The organism is Methylophaga nitratireducenticrescens, assembly GCF_000260985.4.
GTDB classification, from domain to species: domain Bacteria; phylum Pseudomonadota; class Gammaproteobacteria; order Nitrosococcales; family Methylophagaceae; genus Methylophaga; species Methylophaga nitratireducenticrescens.
The window spans coordinates 1,347,153-1,368,774 of the sequence record NC_017857.3 but is presented as its reverse complement, the minus strand read 5'-3'; the positions used below and the strand labels follow the sequence as shown (position 1 = coordinate 1,368,774).

Here is a 21,622-nt window from a genome sequence, read left to right as displayed (position 1 = left end):
TTGGCATTCTACCTGTAACAGGACCCATGACGACAACACATCATTTTGATCTGCTGATTATTGGCAGCGGTACAGCAGGTTTAACCCTTGCTTTGAAGATGGCAGACCAGGCCCATGTTGCCGTTCTATCCAAAAGCCAGCTTGAGGAAGGAGCCTCTCTTTATGCTCAAGGTGGCATCTCTGTTGTACTCGATAAAGGCGATTCTTTGCAATCCCATATTGATGATACTTTGCGCACCGGGGACGGGTTATGCGACGAAGATGTTGTACGATTTACTGTTGAACATGCGCGAGAAAGTATTGAATGGTTAATTGAACAAGGGGTTACTTTTACCCGAGATGATATGACCTCTGAAACTTATCATCTCACTCAGGAAGGTGGTCACAGTCATCGACGGGTAATTCATTCCGCAGATGCAACTGGTCGCGCTGTAGAAACCACCTTGCTGGATAAAGCCAAAGCACATCCCAATATTTCATTATTTCCTTTTCACATCGGTATTGATCTGATTACCTCACGCAAACATCTGGCCACTGATGAAAATAGCTGTCTTGGCTGTTACGTGCTGGATATCAAAAAAGATCAACCCAAAACCTTTCTGGCCCCAGTCACTGTGCTCGCCACGGGTGGTGCCGGAAAAGTGTATTTATATACCAGTAACCCCGATGTCTCAACAGGCGATGGCATTGCGATGGGCTGGCGTGCCGGCTGCCGAATAGCCAATATGGAATTTATCCAGTTCCACCCGACCTGTTTATTTCATCCTAAAGCCAAATCTTTCTTAATCTCCGAAGCTTTGCGTGGTGAAGGTGCCACATTGAAACTAGCTGATGGAACGCGGTTTATGCCGGCATTTCATCCTCAGGCTGAACTGGCACCAAGAGATATAGTGGCACGCGCCATTGATCATGAAATGAAACGTCTTGGACAGGATTGTGTTTATCTGGATATCAGTCATCAAGCAAAAACTTTTATTACCACTCACTTTCCGACTATCTATAAACGTTGCCTGCAGTTCGGTGTGGATATGGCGAAAGAGCCGATTCCTGTAGTGCCAGCAGCACACTACACCTGTGGTGGGATTATGACCGATATGCGAGGTAGAACGGATATCGATGGTCTTTATGCGATTGGTGAAACGGCTCATACCGGTTTGCACGGTGCTAATCGTATGGCGAGCAATTCCTTACTGGAATGCCTGGTCTTTGCCAATGCGGCGGCACACGATATTATCAAGCGTCCCAAAACCACATTGCCGCGCAACATCCCCCATTGGGACGAAAGTCGCGTGTACCCGGCCAAGGAAGCCGTCGCAATAAGTCATAACTGGGACGAATTGCGTCGTTTTATGTGGGACTATGTGGGGATTGTCCGCAGTACCCAACGACTTAATCGCGCCCGACAACGATTATTTCTGTTACAACAGGAAATTGATGAGTTTTATAGTCAACACCATATCAGTAATGATTTGCTGGAATTACGTAATCTGGCGGATGTGGCTGAATTGATTATTGAGTCAGCATTGCAGCGTAAAGAAAGTCGTGGGCTGCATTACACGCTAGATTATCCGGAGACATCGGACAAAACCGCCAGTAACAGTATTATTGCTGGAAAAAAGCCAACCTGAGTCGCACACGTAATTGTCGAAATTGTTTCTGCTCAACCGAATCTTTCAGGATAACAATTGAAAGACGTTTTTTATTAAATGATTTGAAATGGATAATGACGGCGAAACGGTTGATCCAGGCCGATTCGAGTAATAAATCGGATGTTTTTGAACTGTCGGCATAGCCTATTTGCCAATATTCATTCATGGCGTTTATCAGTGCGATAGGCCGTTTCTTATATTCCCGGATATAACCCAACCGCCTGATATGCAAAAACTGATTTATAAAAATCCCTGTAATAAACAATATTTTCACAGCTGGGCTGACGGCTATTAACACTATACTTATCACTGCCAGCAAATGCGCCAGCAGGCTGTAACTAAGCAGATATCGTGATCGCCCTAATGGCAGATAAAATCCTTTTTCCTGCTTCTTCATCCATGTTCTCCCTAACTGGGGGCCTGTTACAATGACACGTTACTAATCCTTTAAGCTAAAGAGTAAATTTATGAACGCTGACTATCAATCCATTTTGCAACAACAGACATCAGCTCCATTGGCATCCAGGAATGATGAAAACCATTACCTGATTCCATTACCTAGTTATGGCGTAATAACGGTAACGGGTGAAGAAGCTGCCGACTTTTTGCAAAATCTACTGACCAATGATGTCAAGCAACTGGAACAACAAGCTTCGCAGATTACGGCTATGTGTAACCCAAAAGGTCGTTTGCTGGCACTTTTTCTGCTGGCTAAAACAGAGCACGGTTATCAGCTGGTATTACCTGAGAGCCAGTGTGCTTTTTTGGCACAGCGGCTGCAAATGTTCAAATTACGCAGCAAAGTTGAGGTTGTAGACTGCAGCGAAACGCTACAAGTATGCGGGCTGCAGGGTAACGATCCATCGACTTCCGCAATCCCTTTACCTTCACAATCCCGTGCTCTGCTGATCGCTTCAGCCGACCAGATGACTTCTGAGTTGGAAGATCTGATGAGCAAAGGCTGGCAGCTTGCTGCAGAAGCCAGTTGGTTTATCACTGAGATTGAAAGCGGAGTTCCGGTAATTTTTCCATCAAGTCGCGAGCTGTTTACCGCACAACAGCTGAACCTGGATTTAATCGGTGGTGTGAGTTTCCGTAAAGGCTGTTACCCGGGACAGGAAGTGGTCGCGCGTTTGCATTATCTTGGGGAACCCAAACGTCGTTTGTTTCAGGCTATAGCCAAAACAGATACTGTGCCTGAAACTGGTGAGACCATTGTTGATAACGAAAAAGCAGTGATTGGCCATGTTGTTAATGCTATCCACGGCGATGAAAACCAGCTATTTCTGCAGCTCAGTTTAAAGCTGGATGGAGCCAATCAGGATTTGTATTTGAATGATGGTACCGCCATAGAATCGGTGCAGGCGTATGTTTAGGGCTTGTTGCTCTTTTAGTCCAAGTCCAGCTTTTTTAGCTTGTAACGTAAAGCCCGAAACGTAATACCAAGCCGTTTGGCAGCAGCTGTTTTATTCCAGCGAGTTTCATTTAGTGCTTTTTCAATAATGGCCCGCTCCTGTTCTTCCAGATGCGACTCTAAATCCTGATCCAAAACAGGCATTGATACGTCTGATGTCTGGGAGGCAGCATGATTTATTAGGGGAGCGGCTGGCAACATCAAATCTTCTGCTGTTATTCGTGTCCCCTCTGCCCAGGTCAACGCACGCTCAAGCGTGTTTTCCAGCTCACGTACATTCCCAGGGAAAGGATATTGCTCTAATGAAGTAAGAGCTTCAGGTGTTAATGCCGTAACCGCTGATTGGGTCTTACCCGCCAGTTTTAATAGAATATGCTCTGACAGAATAGGGATATCAGCTTTGCGTTCACGCAATGGTGGTACATGTAATTCGATCACATTAAGCCGATAAAATAAATCCTGACGAAAGGTTCCTTTTTCCACGCATTCTGCAAGATTTTTATGTGTTGCGGATAAAATTCTGACATCGACATTGATCTCTTCGTGGCATCCCACCGGCCGAATAGCTTTTTCCTGAATCGCCCGTAACAGTTTGACCTGCATCATCAACGGTAAATCGGCAACTTCATCGAGAAATAGTGTGCCACCATGAGCATGTTGGAATAATCCCTGTTTATCGGCAACTGCGCCGGTAAACGCGCCTTTTTTGTGGCCAAAAAATTCGCTTTCCATCAGTTCGTTGGGTATCGCCCCACAGTTTACCGGAACAAAAGCCTTATCGGAGCGGGCACCAAGATCATGAATTAACCTTGCCACCAACTCCTTCCCCGTCCCGGATTCACCGCTGATATAAACCGGTGCTTGACTGCGTGCCAGTTTGGCAACTTTACCCCGCAACTCACGCATCAATCCAGTATCACCTAATAAACGGTCACGTGAACGACGCTCCTTTTTATGAGACCGTTTGGGCGAGAGTTTTAATGCGGCATCCACAAGCTCGCGTAATACTCTTAATTTCAATGGTTTGGAGACAAAATCAAACGCACCGGATTTTAATGCTGTGATTGCTAAATCCATATTGCCATAAGCAGTCACCACGGCAATGGGAAGCTCCGGATAACTGGTTTGAATTTTTTTTACCAGTTCCAGTCCGTCGCCATCCGGCAATCGCATATCGGTAAAACATAAATCAAAGGATTGTTGTGCCAGAAGTCTTTCAGCTTCAGCGATACTCTCAGCGGTAACACAATCTATCGACATGCCTGACAGCGTCATCGACAATAAATCAAGAATGTCAGGTTCATCATCGACAATCAATGCTTGTGGATTCATTGGATAAACTCTTGTCTTTGCAGTGGATAACTAATTCTGAAACAACTGCCAAACTCCGGCAGGTAACTTAATCTGGCACCATTTGCCTGGCATAACTCACGCGCCAGATATAACCCCAAACCTGTGCCACCAGTGCGTTCTGAATGAAAAGGTTCAAACAAATGCTGCATCGCTTGAGGACTGACACCTGCTCCGTTATCAATCACATCAATATGGATATCTTCAGACTGTAACGTAATACGGATTTCAATGGGCAGTTCTTGTGCTTTATCGGCATAGTGCCATGCATTATCTATCAAATTCCATATTACCTGATGTAATTGTTCCTCATCGGTGCAGATGCGAGCCAAAGGTGCTGCCGAGGTCAGTACTATTTGCCGCCGGAAAATATGTTTAATTTCACAATATTCGTCCACCAGCTTTTCCAGCCAGGGACTTAAAACCACCACGGTAGGATCGATATTTTTGCGTCGGCTCATTTCCAGAATGGTTTCAATAATGTTATCCATCCGAACACTATGTCGCTGAATAATCTCCGTCAGCTTGCTCACAGAAGCATCGCCATTCAACGATTCAGCCAACAACTCACTGGCATGACTGATAGCGCTTAATGGGTTGCGAATCTCATGTGCAATACTGGCGGTTAAACGACCCAGTGAGGCTAATTTTAATTGCTGAGCCTGTTGCGCCATTGCAGTAGTGTTTTCAATAAATACCAGTACTTCACCAGAATCCAACTCTGTTGCGCGGGCTAGTAGCTCAGGCAAATCAGCTCGGGCCTGAAAGGGTTTAAAGGGATCCGGTAAATGTTGTTTCCAGCACCAGATTTGTTCCGCTAATTCCGGAACATATTGTTTGAGTAAAAACTGTGTCGGAAGGTTTTCTATTCCCATAAATTGAGATGCAGATTGATTACAAAGAGACACCCTTCCCTGCTCATCCAGAACCAAAACAGCGACCTGCATCCGGCTGATAATATGTTGATTCAGATTGGCCAGCTTATTCAGATCCTGAGCCTGCTGTTCAGCAAGCAATTGCGAGCGCTGCATGGTTCGCGACAACAGTTGCGCCAGAACAGCCGTAATAAAAAAGATTGCCCCCAACATCCCGGCTTGGGCAAAGTGGCTTTGGCCAAGTCCAATCAATTCCGCATAAACCGCTTCAAGTAAAACCGATAATGTGGCTATGGCCGCAATAAATACCGCCAAACGGCCTGGAATTAAAGCACCACCGGCGACCACCACGACTACCAGCAAGGCTCCCAGACCACTTTGCAAACCACCAGCAGCATGAATAATCAACGCCAGTGCGATAATATCGATAATCAGCTGAATACTGCATTGCGTGACAAATACTCCCCAGTGCCGACTGGAAAAGATCATCAGCAGTACAGCAACCATCAGGTAACTCAGGCTAACGAAATGATGTAATAAAGGGTATTTATTACCAATAAATTCTGGCGCTAACTCCAGGTAAAAGGCGACAAACAGGGTGGCAGCCAGAAACAGGCGATAACCAGAAAATAGCGTCAGAGCACGCCAGGAAGCCTGATCCTGATCCGATTTACTGGAGGTGAAATATTCGCCAGCCATTATTTTTGTTGCTGATAAGCCTCAAGATGCTCTGTAGTACAAAAATAATGCTGATTTTTTTGAATGGCTTCCTGTTCCAGTAAATGCAAACCACATTGTTCACAACGCACCATTTTTTCAGCTTGCTCGATTTGCCTTTCATTTTTTATCTTGCGATACAAATTACGGAAGATTACATATAACAGCAGGCCTATCGCCAGCAGGATCAAAATTCGCATGTTTTACCTCAAAAAAAGGGCATCCAATATAGGATACCCTTTCTTGTTCTGTTGTTGATACAGCAAGGGGCTGTTTATCTTTCACCGCCCCTGATACTAGATCAACAATTGCTAGCCACGGGAAGCACGCTTGCGCTCATGCTCCAGCAGGAGTTTTTTCCGTACTCTGATGGATTTAGGTGTAACTTCCAGCAATTCATCTTCACCGATAAATTCCAGCGCCTGTTCCAAACTCATACGAATTGGCGGAACCAGAGCAATTGCTTCATCCGTACCAGAAGCACGAACGTTGGTTAGTTGTTTACCTTTCAGGGCATTAACCACCAAATCGTTATCGCGTGAATGAATACCGATAACCATACCTTCATAAACTTCATCACCATGACCAACAAACATACGGCCACGTTCCTGCAGGTTAAAGATAGCAAAAGCGACTGCTTTACCAACACCATTGGCAATTAACACGCCATTCTGGCGCTTACCAAAGGTTCCCGGTTTCACTGGCGCATAATGATCAAATACGCTGTAAATTAACCCTGTACCCTGGGTAGCAGTCAAAAATTCAGTACGAAAGCCAATCAAACCACGTGATGGAATAATAAAGTCGAGACGAACACGACCTTTACCATCGGGTGCCATATCTTTCAATTCACCGCCGCGAGTACCCATTTTTTCCATCACGGTACCCTGATGCGTATCTTCAACATCAATGGTCACCGCTTCGTATGGCTCTTCTTTATTGCCATTCACTTCACGAATAATCACTTCTGGACGTGAAACCCCCATCTCGAAACCTTCGCGACGCATGTTTTCAATCAATACAGAAAGATGTAATTCACCACGACCGGAAACACGGAATTTATCCGGATCTTCCACCAGTTGTTCGACTTTTAATGCCACATTATGGATTAACTCACGATCCAGACGTTCGCGGATTTGTCGGGTAGTAACAAACTTGCCTTCTTTACCGGCAAACGGGGAATTGTTGACCTGAAAGGTCATGGTGACGGTTGGTTCATCCACACTTAGTGGTGGTAATGCTTCAACAGCACTTGGATCACATAACGTATCAGAAATATTCAGTGGATCCAGACCGGTAAAGGCAATGATATCGCCGGCATGCGCTTCTTCAACTTCTTCACGACGCAGCCCCATAAAACCCATAACCTGCATTACACGGCCATTGCGTTTTTTGCCTTGAGGATCAATTACGGTAACCGGCATATTGGTTTTCACTTTACCGCGCTCAATACGGCCGATGCCGATAACACCCACATAGCTATTGTAATCCAGTGACGTTACCTGCATACGGAATGGGCCATCAGGGTCAACCGCAGGAGGATTCACTTTATCCACAACCAGTTGGAATAAAGGCGTCATATCACCATCACGAACCGTATCTTCCATACCGGCAAAACCGTTCAATCCAGAGGCGTAAATTACATCAAAATCCAATTGTTCATCGGTCGCATCCAGATTGGCGAACAGATCAAATGTTTGATCCAAAACCCAACCTGGACGAGCACTTGGTTTATCAATCTTATTGATGACGACGATTGGTTTAAGACCTAATGCCAACGCTTTTTGAGTCACGAAACGCGTTTGCGGCATAGGGCCTTCTGAAGAGTCGACCAGCAACAATACTGAATCAACCATCGACAGAACACGTTCAACTTCACCACCAAAATCGGCATGGCCTGGTGTATCCACAATATTGATGCGGTAGTCATTCCAGCGGATGGCTGTATTTTTGGAAAGGATGGTAATACCACGCTCACGTTCCAAATCATTGGAGTCCATTACCCTTTCCTGTAACTCTTCATGTTCACTGAAAGTACCGGACTGACGCAGCAACTGATCGACCAGGGTGGTTTTACCATGGTCAACGTGCGCGATGATGGCTATGTTACGTAGTTTGTTTATATCTCTAGAATTATTACTCATAAAATCAGTTCATTAAGGCATGGCTGGCATGCGCTGTTAAAAAATGTCCCGTTGGGGACCACAATCACTTCAGATTATCCACCACAAACGGGGCAATACTTTTTTGCAGATGAGCATGGAGTGATAAATTGCCCGCCACAACGTGCCCTTTATCCAAAACCTTGTCACCGCCGGTAAAGTTCGTTACCGAACCACCTGCTTCTTCAACCAACAATTTACCGGCCGCCAAATCCCAGTTTTCCAGACCAATTTCCCAATAACCATCGACTCTTCCGGCTGCAACATATGCCAGATCAAGCGCTGCCGAACCGGCACGGCGAATATCCGCCACCTTTGGAAAAACTGCGGCAAACATTTGCATATAAGCATCAATATGTTGCGGATATTTGAAAGGAAAGCCGGTAGCAATCAATGCCCCGTTGAGATCTTTACGTTTGGTAACACGCAGTCGGCGATCATTCAATTTTGCACCTTCGCCGCGACTGGCAGTAAACAGTTCATCGCGCATTGGATCAAATACCACTGCATGATCGATGCGGCCTTTGACCATGACACCTATTGATACGCAGTAATGCGGAAAACCATGCAGATAATTTGTTGTGCCATCCAGCGGATCGATGATCCAGACAACATCATTTTGTCCTGTTTCACCCGACTCTTCAGCCATGATTGCGTGTTCGGGATAGGACTTTTTAATGGTATTAATGATTTCCTGTTCCGCCATGCGGTCAACATCGGTGACAAAATCATTCAAACCTTTAGCGGTGATTTCCAAATGATCGACGTGTTGTAAAGAACGCATAATCAGGCTACCAGCCTGACGAGCCGCACGAACGGCTATATTAAGCATCGGATGCATAGAACAAATTTTTCCAGAGCAAAAATAAAGAATGTGACAGAAATAGCAAGATACTATTCCCGTCAAAAAAAAGAGAGCATAATTATACCAACTATCGCCATCGATTCGCAGTTTAAATTTGTGGCAATAGACAGCATAAATATTTCCTGCTAGCCTTTTATCAGGCTTGCATTTACAAACGAAATGGAAATGCTACCAACCCTAGTACACTTTAAGGAGATACAAATGAAATCATTAGCTAAACTGGGCGCCGTTATCCTGCCTTTGGCATTACTGACTGCATGTGCAAATACTGCTGAAATGGAAGCATTAAAAGGTTCAGTTGAATCCGCACAATCAACAGCTGATTCTGCTTTAGTTGCAGCTCGCAACGCGCAAAGTACTGCTGATACTGCACAACGTACTGCAACTGATGCTGAAATGGCTGCTGTCAGTGCTTTAAGTGCTGCTGAAGATGCTCAAGCACAAGTTGATGCATGCTGTGCCAAAATTGATCGTATGTTCGAAAAAGCCATGAGCAAATAATCTAACCTTTTATTTAGTTCATGCTTAAAAACAAAAAGGCCGGGATATTAATCCCGGCTTTTTTGGTTGTGAAATTTGCTGTTCTGATTAGAACATTTCTTCCGATAAATGCGCTGGCCAAACAGTAATACCTGCCGTAGCGGAAATTTTATCTGCCGCTTCACGCGCAGCTTCCAACGTATCAAATGGACCGACCACCACTTCATCTACAGCCTTATTTTGTAACGGCCAGAATTTGTCCTGCATATTCAAATCTTCTAATGCCTTACGCATTTTCGCTCCGGTTTCCAGCTTTAAGCCGCCGTGGACAAACCAGACATTATCAACGATCTTTTCTTCCTGCTGATTGAGTTGTTTAACCACACCATCTGAAGTCATCACAATCTCTTCAGCAAACGGCCAGTCCTGCTCTGACAATACAGAATCCTGAGCACCCAAAACGGCCATCACCATCGGTGTCATATTACCGCTCACACCATCATACATTTCCGGTATGGGCTTCTGTGCTTCCAGGAAAAGTTTTCCATTCGACACTGCAGCTTTATACGGTTGATGGATTATGTTCACTTGGGTATTCAATGACACTACACTATATAAATGCTCTATGTCTTCCGGATATAAACGTATACAGCCACTGCTGACACGTAAGCCAACGCCATAAGGTTTGGAGGTTCCATGAATCAAATAGCTTGGATTGGACAAACGCATTGCTCGCGTGCCCAATGGGTTATTTGGGCCGGGGGGAACGACTGCAGGCAGAATATCTCCTTCCGCTGCATGTTCCTTGCGAACGGACTCCGGAGGTGTCCATGATGGGTTCTCGCGTTTTTGAATAATCGATAACTTACCTAATGGTGTATCGCGACCTTCACGACCAATACCGATGGGATGCGTCACTACTTTTTGTAATTGATCACCTTGTTTTGGCAAGAAATAATATAAGCGCATTTCCGGGATATTAATGACCACACCTTTTCTTGGCGCGTCAGGAATTATAAAACGGTTGGGGATTAATACCGGTTGATTATCACCGGGTAACCACGGGTCCAGATTTGGATTTGCTGCCACCATATCGGTATAGCCCAAATCAAATTTACGACCAATATCCAGTAACGTATCTTCATGGCGGCTGTAGACAATAAGGTTGTGTCCAATGACACGCGCTTCTTCATCAGCCAATTCAAACGTTGTAGCACCGACTGGCAGCATCAACAAACCGCTCGCCAAACCGATAAATAAACGACTAATCATTAAAAACCTATAGAGTTAAGAGTGAATAAACAGCGGCTATTGTACAATGTTCCGCAAAAACTGTTACTACTGGACTTGCTGGGCGAATAAAAAGTCTTCAGCAGTGGTGGTTATGAAAAATTAACAAGCTCAGGGTCTGTTTATCTTTCATAATCGCCTCTGTTGTGACTGAAAATGCACCAATCAAGGCGCGAGGAGAGCAGTTTAGTCATTCTAAATAAACGACGAGCAACACGGAGTGGTGCATTTTCAGCCCCAACCCGAAGGGCTGGGACTATTTTTCCGCCCTACGGCGTTGGGAATGACTTATGTAGAATGACTACGTCGCATCATTACCGCCATGTTGGACAAAAAAATTGCCTCCAGCAGTGGTGGTTATGAAAGATTAACAGACCCTAGTGATGATTTGCCCGCTTAAACAGTCTACAATCGCAGGCTGTGATTTTTTTGTTTTATACAGATAGAAGCCCATGATGAAATACATTCTGCCGTTGTTCCTGTTGCTCACACTTAGCGCGTGCTCCTTCTTTTCAGGTAGAGACCCGGTAGTTGCTGAAGAAAGCTGGACTGTAGAGCGCGTTTATGCCGAAGCTAAAGCCGCCCTGAATATTAATGATTACCGCACGGCAATCGAATATTACGAACAACTTGAAGCACGCTTCCCGTTTGGTGAGTATGCGCAGCAAGCCTTGCTGGATTCTGCTTATGCTTATTACAAAACAGACGAGCCTGAAACGGCTATCGCCACCCTGGACCGCTTTATGCGAGTGTATCCGCTTAACGAAAACATTGATTATGCAATGTATCTGCGTGGTCTGATTAACTTTAACCGTGATATGGGCATTCTGGAAAAATACATTCCCCGTGATGAGACTCAACGGGATCCTGGATCAGCATTACAGGCACTGCGTGACTTCACTACGTTGGTCAACCGCTTTCCCACTAGCCGTTACAGTGATGATGCAGCTCAACGTGTAGTGTATCTACGCAATCGCCTGGCCCAGCATGAATTGCACGTTGCAAGTTATTACATGCGCCGAGCTTCCTATCTGGCAGCGGCCAATCGCGCTAAGTATGTTATTGAGAATTATCCACGTACTCCGGCCATGCCAGATGCTCTGGTGATAATGGCAAAAGCCTATAAGATCCTGGAGCTAAATGATTTATCAGAAGATGCTGTACGCGTTCTGGAAGCAAACTACCCGGGACATCCAGGAGTTGCGGAAGTACGTAAAACGACGCTGTTTGATTAACAGCGTCGTCTTTGGTAGATATTAAATAGCCGCTTCACCATCTTCACTGGTACGAATGCGAATGGCACGCTCCAATGGCGTAACAAAAATCTTACCATCGCCGATGCGCCCGGTATGAGCGGCTTTGGTAATTGCTTCAATACAGGCATCAACTTGATCATCTGCCAATACAATTTCCATTTTTACTTTCGGTAAAAAATCCACAACATACTCAGCACCACGATACAATTCAGTATGGCCTTTTTGTCTGCCAAAGCCTTTAACTTCGGATACCGTCATGCCCGTGACTCCGATATCGGACAATGCTTCACGCACGTCATCCAGTTTAAAAGGTTTAATAATGGCTTCAATTTTTTTCATGTGATTGCCTACTCTATTGTTGATGTTACGGTATACCCTGATGTTATCGGATAGCGACGATCTCTGCCAAATGCTCTTCCGGTAATACGAATTCCGGGAGGAGCCTGCCGCCGTTTATATTCACTACGATCTACCATTTTGATGACCTGTGCAACCGTTTCTGCATCAAATCCCGATGCCACCAAATCCTCAAAACAGCCATCTTTGGCAATATAGGCTTCCAGGATTTCATCAAGTATTTCATAGGCGGGTAATGAATCCTGATCCACCTGGTCTGCTGAAAGCTCAGCGGAAGGTGGTCGACTTATGATGCGTTCAGGAATGATCGCCGATAAACTGTTGCGATAGCGTGCAAGCTTATAAACCAGCGTTTTATACACATCCTTTAATGGCGAAAAACCACCCGCCATATCTCCATATAATGTGGAATAACCAACGGCCATTTCACTTTTGTTACCAGTAGAAAGTACCATGGCGCCAGTTTTGTTGGATATTGCCATCAGCAATACACCGCGACAACGCGCCTGAATATTCTCTTCTGTGGCATCAGGCTGGGTACCAGCAAAAACATCTTCCAACTCACGTAGAAAGGTCTGAAACAGATTTTCAATATTAATGTTTCGATATTGAACACCCAAGATCGTAGCCATTTCTGCTGCATCATCCAGGCTGATTTGTGAGGTATAACGCGATGGCATCATCACTGCCTGTACTCGCTCAGCTCCCAATGCATCGACAGCCAGCGCCATGGTCAATGCAGAGTCAATCCCACCCGATAAACCAATTACGACACCCGGAAAGCGGTTTTTTTCAACATAATCACGTAAGCCACAGACTAATGCCTGGTAGACCGTTTCCAGCTCTTCCATCAACGGTTGTTGTGGCCCGCTGAGTTCAATGCCATGTTCGGTTTTATGAAGTGTTATCGGTACCAATGCTGTAGCAAACTGAATAGCCTGTACACATTTTTCACCTATAGCATTTACTGCAAATGAGGCACCATCAAATACCAGTTCATCCTGGCCGCCAATCTGGTTCACATATAGAACAGGGACATTATTTTCGCGAGCCCGCTGGCCTACTTCCGCTTCGCGTAACTGGGTTTTATCTTGTTTAAACGGCGAGGCATTGAGATTCACAATGATTTCGGCACCAGCATCCACTGCCTGTGATGAAGGTTCAATAAACCAGATATCTTCGCAAATGGTCAGACCAATTTTGAACTGGTTAATCTCAATAATAGTCGCTTCACGTCCTTCAATGAAATAGCGTTTTTCATCAAATACACCGTAATTAGGCAATTTTTGTTTGAGGTATTGGGCGGTGATGTGTTTTTTGTTGATCACTGAAGCGGCATTAAATAATTCTTTGCCAACTTCCCCGAGCGGGTGACCGACAATAATCGTAATATCATCAATTTGCTGACAAAGCGTCTGCAAGGCTTTATCGACCCGCTTTAACAAACCGGGTCGCAGTAACAAATCTTCAGGTGGATAACCGGTCAGGCATAGTTCGGGAAACACAACCAGCTCAGCATCATGCTCTTGTCTTGCTTGCTGGGTGGCAGCAATCACCTTTCTGGTATTGCCAGCGACATCTCCCACAACCGGGTCGGTCTGTGCCAGTACTACCCGAATTTGATTATTGGCCATTACTTTTTCATCAGTTGCAGCATGGTTGAACCAATTTCTGCCGGTGAACCTGCAATCGCTACGCCGGCTGCTTCCAGCGCTGCAAGTTTGGCTTTGGCAGTACCCCGTCCACCGCTGATAATAGCCCCGGCATGCCCCATACGTTTTCCTGCTGGAGCGGTTAAACCGGCAATATAAGCTGCAACAGGTTTGGTGACATATTGCTTGATATACTCCGCAGCTTCCTCTTCAGCCTGACCGCCGATTTCTCCGACCATAACAATGCCTTCGGTCAGGGGATCAGCTTCAAACAACGCCAGACAATCAATAAAATTCATGCCATGTATCGGATCACCACCAATTCCGACACAGGTGCTTTGACCCAGCTCATTCTGAGTGGTTTGATAAACCGCTTCATAAGTCAGGGTACCGGATCGCGAGACAATACCGATTTTGCCGGGCAAATGAATACTGCCAGGCATAATGCCAATTTTGCATTCACCCGGCGTGATCAGACCAGGACAGTTTGGCCCGATTAATCTGGCCTCATAGGATTTCAGCGCGTGCTTTACCCGCAACATGTCCAGTACCGGAATACCTTCGGTGATACAGGCAATCACTTTAATGCCAGCATCAGCTGCTTCAAGTATGGCATCAGCAGCGAATGCCGCCGGAACATAGATCATGCTGGCATCAGCACCGGTTTCGTTGACGGCTTCATGCACCGTATTAAATACCGGCATATTCAGATGCGTTTGCCCCCCTTTACCGGGTGTGACCCCACCAACGAACTGTGTGCCATAGGCAATAGCCTGCTCGGAATGGAAAGTGCCCTGTTTGCCGGTAAAACCCTGACAGATAACTTTGGTGTCTTTATTAACCAAGATACTCACGTGTTTATTACTCCCCTGCCGCAGTGACAGCCATGGCTGCTGCTTCAGTTAAATCCTGTGCTACGCGTAAATTCATTCCACTGTTTTCCAGTAATGTGCGGCCCAAATCGGCATTGGTACCTTCCAGGCGAACCACCACCGGCAACGATAAACCAACTTCCTTGGCAGCCTGCATAATGCCTTGAGCAATTAGGTCACAGCGCACGATTCCGCCAAAGATATTCACCAGAATGGATTTCACTTTTTTATCAGATAAAATCAACTTGAACGCTTCAGCAACGCGATCTGCAGTCGTACCACCACCAACATCAAGGAAATTGGCCGGTTCACCTCCCTGCTTCTGTATCAAATCCATGGTGGCCATTGCCAACCCGGCACCATTGACCATACAGGCCACATTGCCATCCAGAGCAATATAATTCAGTCCAAAATCACGCGCGATCACTTCAGCTGGATTTTCCTGGCTTGGATCAAATAATTCAGCCAAATCCGTGTGACGATATAAAGCGTTATCATCGACATTGATTTTGGCATCCAATGCCAGTAAATCTCCGGATTCGGTCACCACTAACGGGTTAATTTCCAACAGGCTGATGTCTTTTTCACAAAACAGCTGATAGAGGTTTTGCATCAGTTGCTGTAACTGCTTGAAGGCTGCACCGGTTAACTGCAAAAAGAAACCCGCCTGACGACATTGATAGGGTTGCAGACCGGCGGCTGGATCGACGTAGAGATTTAAAATAGCTTCCGGCGTTTTCTCGGCGACTTCTTCAATATCCATTCCGCCTTCAGCTGAAATCATAAATACAACACGTTGCGTGACGCGGTCGACCAGTAAGGCGAGATATAATTCACGGGCAATTGATGATGGGGTTTCAATCCAGATTTTATTTACCGGTAAGCCCTCTGCCGTCGTCTGGTGTGTCACCAGCTGACTTCCCAGCATCGCATTTACCGCATCCTTCACCGCATCCAGGTTATCTTCAACGCGCACCCCGCCCGCCTTACCACGTCCGCCGCTATGCACCTGGGCTTTTACGACCCAACGTTCACCACCAATTGCTGTAATGGCAGATTCCACTTCATCAGCAGTAGCTATCATCTGTCCTTTAGGTGTTGCGATGCCATATTGGTTAAACAATTGTTTTGCCTGATACTCATGCAGGTTCATGTTGAGTTCGCCTTGTATGTCTTTATTATTGCTGAACAGCAGTGCCAACAGTTAAACGTCATATTTTCGCCCATCAAGGTAATAATTACCATCATCTGACATGATATAGTTGCGTGCTGAAAACCAATACGGAACAGCATATGCGTACTCTCTACCCTGATATCGAGCCTTTTCACAGCCAGCTATTATCCTGTGAAGAAATGTTGGATGGTCGACATCATGAGGTTTATTTCGAGCAGTGCGGCAATCCTCAGGGAATCCCGGTGATATTTTTACATGGTGGTCCTGGCTCAGGTAGTCGCCCACAGCACCGCTGTTATTTTGATCCTGAGTTATATCACGTTATTTTATTTGATCAGCGTGGTTGCGGACGTTCGTTACCAGCAGGTGAACTGGAACATAACACCACCGATTATCTGATAGCGGATATGGAAGCCATTCGTAAATTACTCGATATTGATAAGTGGATGTTATTTGGTGGTTCCTGGGGAGCAACCTTAGCATTAGCCTATGCCCGACAGCATCCCCAAAATGTCTCAAACATGGTGTTACGCGGCACTTTTCTTGGCAGACAACAGGATATTAACTGGGTTTACGCTGCCGGAGGCGCATCCAAAGTGTTTGCTGAAGCCTGGCATGAACTGGTGAAAGATTTGCCGGAAAAAGAGCAACAGACACCGTTGGCGTATTTTTATCAGAAATTAACCCATCCGGATGTCTCTCAACAGGTAATCGCTGCCAATACATTACAAAACTGGGAAGCCACCATCGTGATGCTCCGCGATCGACATTATCAACCCGATGCTGAGCAATCGCCGGGGCCACTGGCACACTCCAGAATCCAATTGCATTACGCGTTGAATAATTGTTTTCTGGCAGACCAGCCTTTGTTGGAAAGCATTGAATCCATTAATCATCTCCCGGCAACCATTATTCATGGCCGCTACGATATGGTGTGTCCAATGCAGCAATCGTGGGAAGTCTATCAACGCTGGCCGAATGCACAGTTTGAAGTGTTGCCTTTGGCTGGACACGCAGCAAGCGAGCCAGCGATTATTGATGCGCTGGTGAGAACGACAGATCAATTGGCATCACAACTGAAATGATTGCATTGCTACAACGTGTCCGTCAGGCGGATGTGACTATCAATGAAAATCAAACCATTGCTCAAATCGGACAAGGTTTGCTGGTATTGATTGGTATAGAAAAAACCGACACGATGGCTGTTGCTGGTCGATTGTTAAAACGCATTTTAAACTATCGGGTATTCAGCGATGCAGACGACAAAATGAATTTAAGTTTGCTGGATATAAAAGGTGATTTATTGCTGGTACCGCAATTTACCTTGCCCGCTGATACCCGTAAAGGCAATCGCCCCAGCTTCACGCCTGCTGCACCGCCCGATCAGGGCAAACAATTATTTGATTATTTGCTGGCGCAGGCACGACTGCAAACTCTCACGGTTGAAGCCGGACAATTTGCTGCTGATATGCAGGTTTCACTGACCAACGATGGGCCAGTCACTTTCTGGTTACAGGTTAATTAATTCGACGGATCTTTATGCGTATATTACTCAATTTTTTACTTGGCATAGCCTTAGTAATCATTTGTATCGGTGCATTAATGCTGATTCCATCACCACAACCGACATCTCCGAAACCTTGGGAAATTACGGTTATGCCTGATAACGAAATTGAAGTGATGGGTGTGCACTTAGGTACCACTACTTACGGAGAAATCCAGCAGTTATGGCGTGAAGCTGGGGAAGCGGCCCTGTTTATTTCTGAAAACGATAATATCTCTGCTGAAGTATTTTTTGAATCAATTAACCTTGGCGGGCTATCGGCGCGGGCGGTGATTAATCTGCAAGTCGCTGAGGATAAATTACAAACCATGGCTTCAAGAGCGGCTTCAGCCAAACTCCAACCCAGCGGGGCTAGACGTTATGATCCTGCATTTGATGATAAGCAGTATTTATTGTCTGCTCCAGCAATAGCCATTACTTATATTCCATCGGTACGTCTTGATGAGGAGATGGTGCGCACGCGCTTTGGTGAGCCTGAAAAAATCAGTTATGAAACGGAAGAAAATCCAGCACAAACCTGGCATTATCCAAACAACGATCTTACTATCAGGCTTCATCCTGATGAGCGATCGGTGCTGACTTATACCGCTCGGACATTCTGATCCGTTGCTTTTATGTAATCCATCAGTTCGTCCAAATTAATGGCTTTACTGAAATAAAACCCCTGGGCTCGTTTGCACTGACTCTTACGTAAAAATGCCAGCTGTTCTGCAGTCTCAACACCTTCCGCAACCACTTCTAATGCGAGGCTTTTGGACATCGCTAAAATCGCATTTACGATAGCCGCATCGTCACTGTCCTCTGTTACATCACGAACAAACGTCCGGTCAATTTTCAATACATTGAGCGGAAACTGCTTCAAGTAAGATAATGAAGAATAACCGGTACCAAAATCATCAATTGCCAGGGTAATACCAAGCAAACTCAATTCTCGTAAGGTCTGAACAGCTTGCTCAGTGTTCTCCATTAATAAACTTTCAGTGATTTCCAATTCCAGGTTTTTTGCAGGCATCCCGGTCTGTTCAAGCAAATTACGAACAAAATTGATCAGTAAATTACCCTTAAATTGTCGTCCGGAAAGGTTTACCGCTATTAAAAAGTCATCCGGCAAATAATTTCGATTCGCCATAAATGCTTCACAGGTTTTTTTCAAAACCCACTCGCCTACCGTGTTAATAAGTCCAGTATCTTCCAATACTGGGACAAAAATCGCTGGTGAAACATCTCCCCATTGCTCTGTATGCCAACGTAATAACACCTCAGCACCTGCAACACGGCCTGTTTCCAGATCAATTTGCGGTTGAAATTGCAGATAAAACTCTTGCAATTCAACTGCACGACGCAAACTGGTTTCCATCGCCAGTCGCTGTGATGCCTGGGCATTCATTTCTGAAGAGTAAAACTGAAAATTATTACGTCCACTACTTTTGGCATAGTACATTGCCGCATCTGCGTTACGTACCAGCATATCTACATCACGCCCATCGGCAGGGTACAAGCTGATTCCGATACTCGGACTGATATTAACTTCAATATTATCCAGCATATAAGGCAATGCTGTGGTGTTTAGAATTTTTTCAGCCACTTTGCCGACATATCGAGCAGAATTGACGTCTTCCAGAATCACGGTAAATTCATCCCCGCCCAATCTAGCGACAGTGTCGCTGTCTCTGACACAGGAACGAATACGTCGTGCCACCTCGCACAAGAGAATGTCACCAGCTTTATGGCCCAATGAATCATTTATATGTTTGAAATGGTCCAAATCAAGAAAAAATACGGCCAGGCGACCATTTTGACGTTTGGCTTTATGAATGGCATGTTCGAGGCGATCTTTGAAGACACCACGATTAGGCAAGCCCGTCAAAATATCGCTGCTGGCTAAACGGGTCAGCCGTTCTTCATTTTGTCGTTGATGTGTGACATCTTCATACAGCCAGATTGATCCCGCAGCCGGATTTACCGGATCAATTATCTGGCCAGCGACCGCACACCAGAATTTTTCCCCATTGGCACGAATCATTTCAACCTGGGCTTCAAAGTTCTCTGCTTCAGATAATGTGTTATAAGCCTGCTCGCCAAAGCGTTCAAAGGCTTCCTCACTTGGATGCAGACATAACGTACTTTGTCCTTCAATATCCTCACGGGCAAACAAAAACAATTGTTCGAATTTATTATTCACCCGAATAATATGGCGATTCTTGATAAAGGCAATACCGACCATGGCATTTTCCAGAATGGCATTTAATTCATTACTAGTTTGCACTAACGCCAGTTTGGTTCGTTTCCATGAACTGATATCCGAAATCACGCAAACCCAGATATCATCATCAAACTCTGATAAAGGACTAAGCGAAACCCACATAGAAAATACATCGCCGTGCCAGTTAACGCCTTCAAATTCGCGGTTATCTTTCTGTATCCGATTGATATCAGTAAGCGACTGGATTCTTTCAGATGGTGCAAAAAAACGCAGTATTTTCTGACCAGCCAGCTGGCATTCGCTGGCTTGTAAAATTTTTTCTGCTGCAGGATTGCACGAACTGATAGTTCCATCCGCCTGTAATGCCAGAATGGCTTCAGGAACGCCATTTAAAATAGCACGAATATGCGTTTCCCTGACTTCCAGTGAATGTTTTGTTTCATCCAATTTCGCAATTAAACTCTGCGTTTGCGCTGCAAACACATTAAAATCACTGGCCAGTAAATTAAATTCACTCTGACCATTGTTTGTTGGCATGCGGGTATCAAATTTTTGTGCTGACAACGCATGCATCGCTTTACGCAATCGTTGCATCGGTTGATTGATCTGTGCCGTCATAGTAAACACAAACCAGGTTATCCCCAGAGCAAGAACAAAACAGCTGATAATCACCCACCATCTGGCCGTTTTGGCCAGCGCGGCTGATTCTTGGGTTCTGGCTAATCCCTGCTCCCCGGCTCGGGTGGAAAGATTATTTAGATTGAGCATCAGCATTTTCAGAATATTCAATCCCTGTTGCTGCACTGCCTGAGACGTTTTATAGGCCTCCATTTGACGGATCCGCAACTGATAGATGGAATTATCCTCATCAATAACGAGGTGAATAAAGCTATCAATATGCTGTTGTAATTTGTCTGCCAACACCAATAACTCAGAGTGAGTTTGCAAATGTTGTTTAATGATCAAAATATCATTATGTAACATTGATACCAGCTCACGAATATCGTTTTCCCGAAGGCTGAGCAATAAATCCGGATTTTGTGTCTCCCGGAGTTGCTGACTTAAGTTACTGATGCGTAACACATTGAGCATGAGTGAATAACTGCTTCGCTCAACGGTCGTGTAATTCTGGATTAATGCAGCCGTTTCAGGTTCCTCGTCTACCACTTTATTAGCACGTAATGTTTGCAATTTTAGTGTCACGGCCAAATCAATTTTTCCGGTAATTGATTCGGCCAGACGTTGTATCTCTCTGGTCAGCACAGATACATTGTTTGCACGTTGTTCAAGTTGATCGGAAAGTTGATGCTGCAGCTGCATTTGTTGTAGTAACTGGCTGTCAGTTTCAAGGAATTGCTGATAATATTCAGCCAACACACCGGTTAATTCTGGTTCAATTTCAAGCTGTTGCATATGCCTCAACAAATCTTGCCAACTTTGTTCAAATGCTGATTCAAGCGGTTCTCGTTGAGGAATATGCAGAAGCTGATCAGCATGTTGTGCACTGATAATCTGCTTCTGTCTGGAAATAAACGCCGCTACATTCGTACTGATTTCTCTGGCATTATTCACCAGCGGAAAAACTTGTTCGGTAAGCTGTTGTTGATTTTTGGTGTAATGCTGATGACTGAACATAGCAATCGCTGCCATCAACAATATCATTAATACCGTGACGACCGCCCAGAAGTGTAGCAGGGTTCGGATGCTCCAATTTTTAAACATATTTTCCCTGTTCATCTTGC

General features: G+C 45.2%; 19 protein-coding genes. 7 read left to right on the top strand and 12 right to left on the bottom strand.

Going from position 1 to position 21,622, the window contains the following annotated elements; translation table 11 throughout:
* The first annotated feature begins 26 nt into the window (after positions 1-26).
* Positions 27-1,628, top strand: a complete 1,602-nt coding sequence (gene nadB / locus Q7A_RS06650) for an L-aspartate oxidase (protein WP_014706568.1) — start codon at positions 27-29, stop codon at positions 1,626-1,628.
* Here the strand turns inward: nadB and Q7A_RS06645 are convergent.
* Positions 1,603-2,046, bottom strand: coding sequence for a protein YgfX (locus Q7A_RS06645; RefSeq protein WP_014706567.1), 444 nt, complete (start codon positions 2,044-2,046; stop codon positions 1,603-1,605). The two genes, nadB and Q7A_RS06645, sit on opposite strands and share 26 nt — an antisense overlap.
* Positions 2,047-2,116: 70 nt before the next feature.
* On the opposite strand from Q7A_RS06645, the gene ygfZ reads away from it, so the two are divergent.
* Complete coding sequence (gene ygfZ / locus Q7A_RS06640; protein ID WP_014706566.1) at positions 2,117-3,025, top strand: CAF17-like 4Fe-4S cluster assembly/insertion protein YgfZ; 909 nt, start codon at positions 2,117-2,119, stop codon at positions 3,023-3,025.
* Positions 3,026-3,039: 14 nt separating this feature from the next.
* Here the strand turns inward: ygfZ and Q7A_RS06635 are convergent, their stop codons facing one another.
* The 5 genes from Q7A_RS06635 to suhB form a co-directional block, all read right to left on the bottom strand.
* Positions 3,040-4,395: a sigma-54-dependent transcriptional regulator gene (locus Q7A_RS06635; protein ID WP_014706565.1), complete on the bottom strand. Its 1,356-nt coding sequence runs from the start codon at positions 4,393-4,395 to the stop codon at positions 3,040-3,042.
* Complete coding sequence (locus tag Q7A_RS06630; RefSeq protein ID WP_014706564.1) at positions 4,392-5,987, bottom strand: sensor histidine kinase; 1,596 nt, start codon at positions 5,985-5,987, stop codon at positions 4,392-4,394. Before Q7A_RS06630 ends, Q7A_RS06635 begins: the two co-directional genes overlap by 4 nt.
* Positions 5,987-6,205: a PP0621 family protein gene (locus Q7A_RS06625; protein WP_014706563.1), complete on the bottom strand. Its 219-nt coding sequence runs from the start codon at positions 6,203-6,205 to the stop codon at positions 5,987-5,989. Before Q7A_RS06625 ends, Q7A_RS06630 begins: the two co-directional genes overlap by 1 nt.
* A gap of 111 nt (positions 6,206-6,316) precedes the next feature.
* Complete coding sequence (typA, locus tag Q7A_RS06620) at positions 6,317-8,149, bottom strand: translational GTPase TypA (protein ID WP_014706562.1); 1,833 nt, start codon at positions 8,147-8,149, stop codon at positions 6,317-6,319.
* A 64-nt stretch (positions 8,150-8,213) separates the two neighbouring features.
* Entirely contained in the window at positions 8,214-9,008 is a 795-nt protein-coding gene (suhB, locus tag Q7A_RS06615) for an inositol-1-monophosphatase (RefSeq protein ID WP_014706561.1), read from the bottom strand.
* Between the two features lie 225 nt (positions 9,009-9,233).
* Here suhB and Q7A_RS06610 point away from each other — a divergent pair, with 225 nt between their 5' ends.
* Complete coding sequence (locus Q7A_RS06610; protein WP_014706560.1) at positions 9,234-9,533, top strand: Lpp/OprI family alanine-zipper lipoprotein; 300 nt, start codon at positions 9,234-9,236, stop codon at positions 9,531-9,533.
* An 87-nt stretch (positions 9,534-9,620) separates the two neighbouring features.
* Here the strand turns inward: Q7A_RS06610 and Q7A_RS06605 are convergent, their stop codons facing one another.
* On the bottom strand, positions 9,621-10,784 hold the full coding sequence (locus Q7A_RS06605) for a L,D-transpeptidase family protein (protein WP_014706559.1): 1,164 nt from the start codon (positions 10,782-10,784) through the stop codon (positions 9,621-9,623).
* A gap of 470 nt (positions 10,785-11,254) precedes the next feature.
* On the opposite strand from Q7A_RS06605, the gene Q7A_RS06600 reads away from it, so the two are divergent.
* Positions 11,255-12,037, top strand: a complete 783-nt coding sequence (locus Q7A_RS06600; RefSeq protein WP_014706558.1) for an outer membrane protein assembly factor BamD — start codon at positions 11,255-11,257, stop codon at positions 12,035-12,037.
* A 21-nt stretch (positions 12,038-12,058) separates the two neighbouring features.
* Here Q7A_RS06600 and Q7A_RS06595 read toward each other — a convergent pair whose 3' ends face one another.
* The 4 genes from Q7A_RS06595 to sucC are packed head-to-tail and all read right to left on the bottom strand — an operon-like array spanning position 12,059 to position 16,092.
* Positions 12,059-12,397, bottom strand: a complete 339-nt coding sequence (locus Q7A_RS06595) for a P-II family nitrogen regulator (protein WP_014706557.1) — start codon at positions 12,395-12,397, stop codon at positions 12,059-12,061.
* A gap of 8 nt (positions 12,398-12,405) precedes the next feature.
* Positions 12,406-14,049, bottom strand: a complete 1,644-nt coding sequence (locus Q7A_RS06590; RefSeq protein WP_014706556.1) for an NAD+ synthase — start codon at positions 14,047-14,049, stop codon at positions 12,406-12,408.
* The gene (gene sucD, locus Q7A_RS06585; RefSeq protein ID WP_014706555.1) at positions 14,049-14,921 is read right to left on the bottom strand and encodes a succinate--CoA ligase subunit alpha; all 873 of its coding nucleotides are present in this window, start codon (positions 14,919-14,921) and stop codon (positions 14,049-14,051) included. The genes Q7A_RS06590 and sucD overlap by 1 nt, the downstream gene beginning before the upstream one ends.
* A 7-nt stretch (positions 14,922-14,928) precedes the next feature.
* Complete coding sequence (gene sucC / locus Q7A_RS06580; protein ID WP_014706554.1) at positions 14,929-16,092, bottom strand: ADP-forming succinate--CoA ligase subunit beta; 1,164 nt, start codon at positions 16,090-16,092, stop codon at positions 14,929-14,931.
* Between the two features lie 113 nt (positions 16,093-16,205).
* Here sucC and pip point away from each other — a divergent pair, with 113 nt between their 5' ends.
* From pip to Q7A_RS06565, 3 genes are read left to right on the top strand one after another with little or no spacing between them, the layout of a single operon-like run.
* Positions 16,206-17,198 carry a prolyl aminopeptidase gene (gene pip / locus Q7A_RS06575; protein ID WP_014706553.1) on the top strand — a complete coding sequence of 331 codons (993 nt, stop codon included), beginning with the start codon at positions 16,206-16,208 and terminating at the stop codon, positions 17,196-17,198.
* Entirely contained in the window at positions 17,195-17,638 is a 444-nt protein-coding gene (gene dtd / locus Q7A_RS06570; protein WP_014706552.1) for a D-aminoacyl-tRNA deacylase, read from the top strand. The genes pip and dtd overlap by 4 nt, the downstream gene beginning before the upstream one ends.
* Positions 17,639-17,652: 14 nt before the next feature.
* Positions 17,653-18,279, top strand: coding sequence for a hypothetical protein (locus Q7A_RS06565; protein WP_041354432.1), 627 nt, complete (start codon positions 17,653-17,655; stop codon positions 18,277-18,279).
* Here Q7A_RS06565 and Q7A_RS15625 read toward each other — a convergent pair.
* Positions 18,258-21,602: an EAL domain-containing protein gene (locus Q7A_RS15625; protein ID WP_104935198.1), complete on the bottom strand. Its 3,345-nt coding sequence runs from the start codon at positions 21,600-21,602 to the stop codon at positions 18,258-18,260. The genes Q7A_RS06565 and Q7A_RS15625 overlap by 22 nt on opposite strands.
* Positions 21,603-21,622 lie beyond the last annotated feature (20 nt).

Coding starts and splice junctions, on each gene's coding strand:
- Q7A_RS06605 (WP_014706559.1), bottom strand. CDS start 10,784: ATGATTAGTCGTTTATTTATCGGTTTGGCGAGCGGTTTGTTGATGCTG.
- Q7A_RS06630 (WP_014706564.1), bottom strand. CDS start 5,987: ATGGCTGGCGAATATTTCACCTCCAGTAAATCGGATCAGGATCAGGCT.
- Q7A_RS06600 (WP_014706558.1), top strand. CDS start 11,255: ATGATGAAATACATTCTGCCGTTGTTCCTGTTGCTCACACTTAGCGCG.
- sucC (WP_014706554.1), bottom strand. CDS start 16,092: ATGAACCTGCATGAGTATCAGGCAAAACAATTGTTTAACCAATATGGC.
- Q7A_RS15625 (WP_104935198.1), bottom strand. CDS start 21,602: ATGTTTAAAAATTGGAGCATCCGAACCCTGCTACACTTCTGGGCGGTC.
- nadB (WP_014706568.1), top strand. CDS start 27: ATGACGACAACACATCATTTTGATCTGCTGATTATTGGCAGCGGTACA.
- Q7A_RS06590 (WP_014706556.1), bottom strand. CDS start 14,049: ATGGCCAATAATCAAATTCGGGTAGTACTGGCACAGACCGACCCGGTT.
- dtd (WP_014706552.1), top strand. CDS start 17,195: ATGATTGCATTGCTACAACGTGTCCGTCAGGCGGATGTGACTATCAAT.
- Q7A_RS06595 (WP_014706557.1), bottom strand. CDS start 12,397: ATGAAAAAAATTGAAGCCATTATTAAACCTTTTAAACTGGATGACGTG.
- Q7A_RS06565 (WP_041354432.1), top strand. CDS start 17,653: ATGCGTATATTACTCAATTTTTTACTTGGCATAGCCTTAGTAATCATT.
- Q7A_RS06635 (WP_014706565.1), bottom strand. CDS start 4,395: ATGAATCCACAAGCATTGATTGTCGATGATGAACCTGACATTCTTGAT.
- Q7A_RS06645 (WP_014706567.1), bottom strand. CDS start 2,046: ATGAAGAAGCAGGAAAAAGGATTTTATCTGCCATTAGGGCGATCACGA.
- ygfZ (WP_014706566.1), top strand. CDS start 2,117: ATGAACGCTGACTATCAATCCATTTTGCAACAACAGACATCAGCTCCA.
- Q7A_RS06610 (WP_014706560.1), top strand. CDS start 9,234: ATGAAATCATTAGCTAAACTGGGCGCCGTTATCCTGCCTTTGGCATTA.
- typA (WP_014706562.1), bottom strand. CDS start 8,149: ATGAGTAATAATTCTAGAGATATAAACAAACTACGTAACATAGCCATC.
- suhB (WP_014706561.1), bottom strand. CDS start 9,008: ATGCATCCGATGCTTAATATAGCCGTTCGTGCGGCTCGTCAGGCTGGT.
- Q7A_RS06625 (WP_014706563.1), bottom strand. CDS start 6,205: ATGCGAATTTTGATCCTGCTGGCGATAGGCCTGCTGTTATATGTAATC.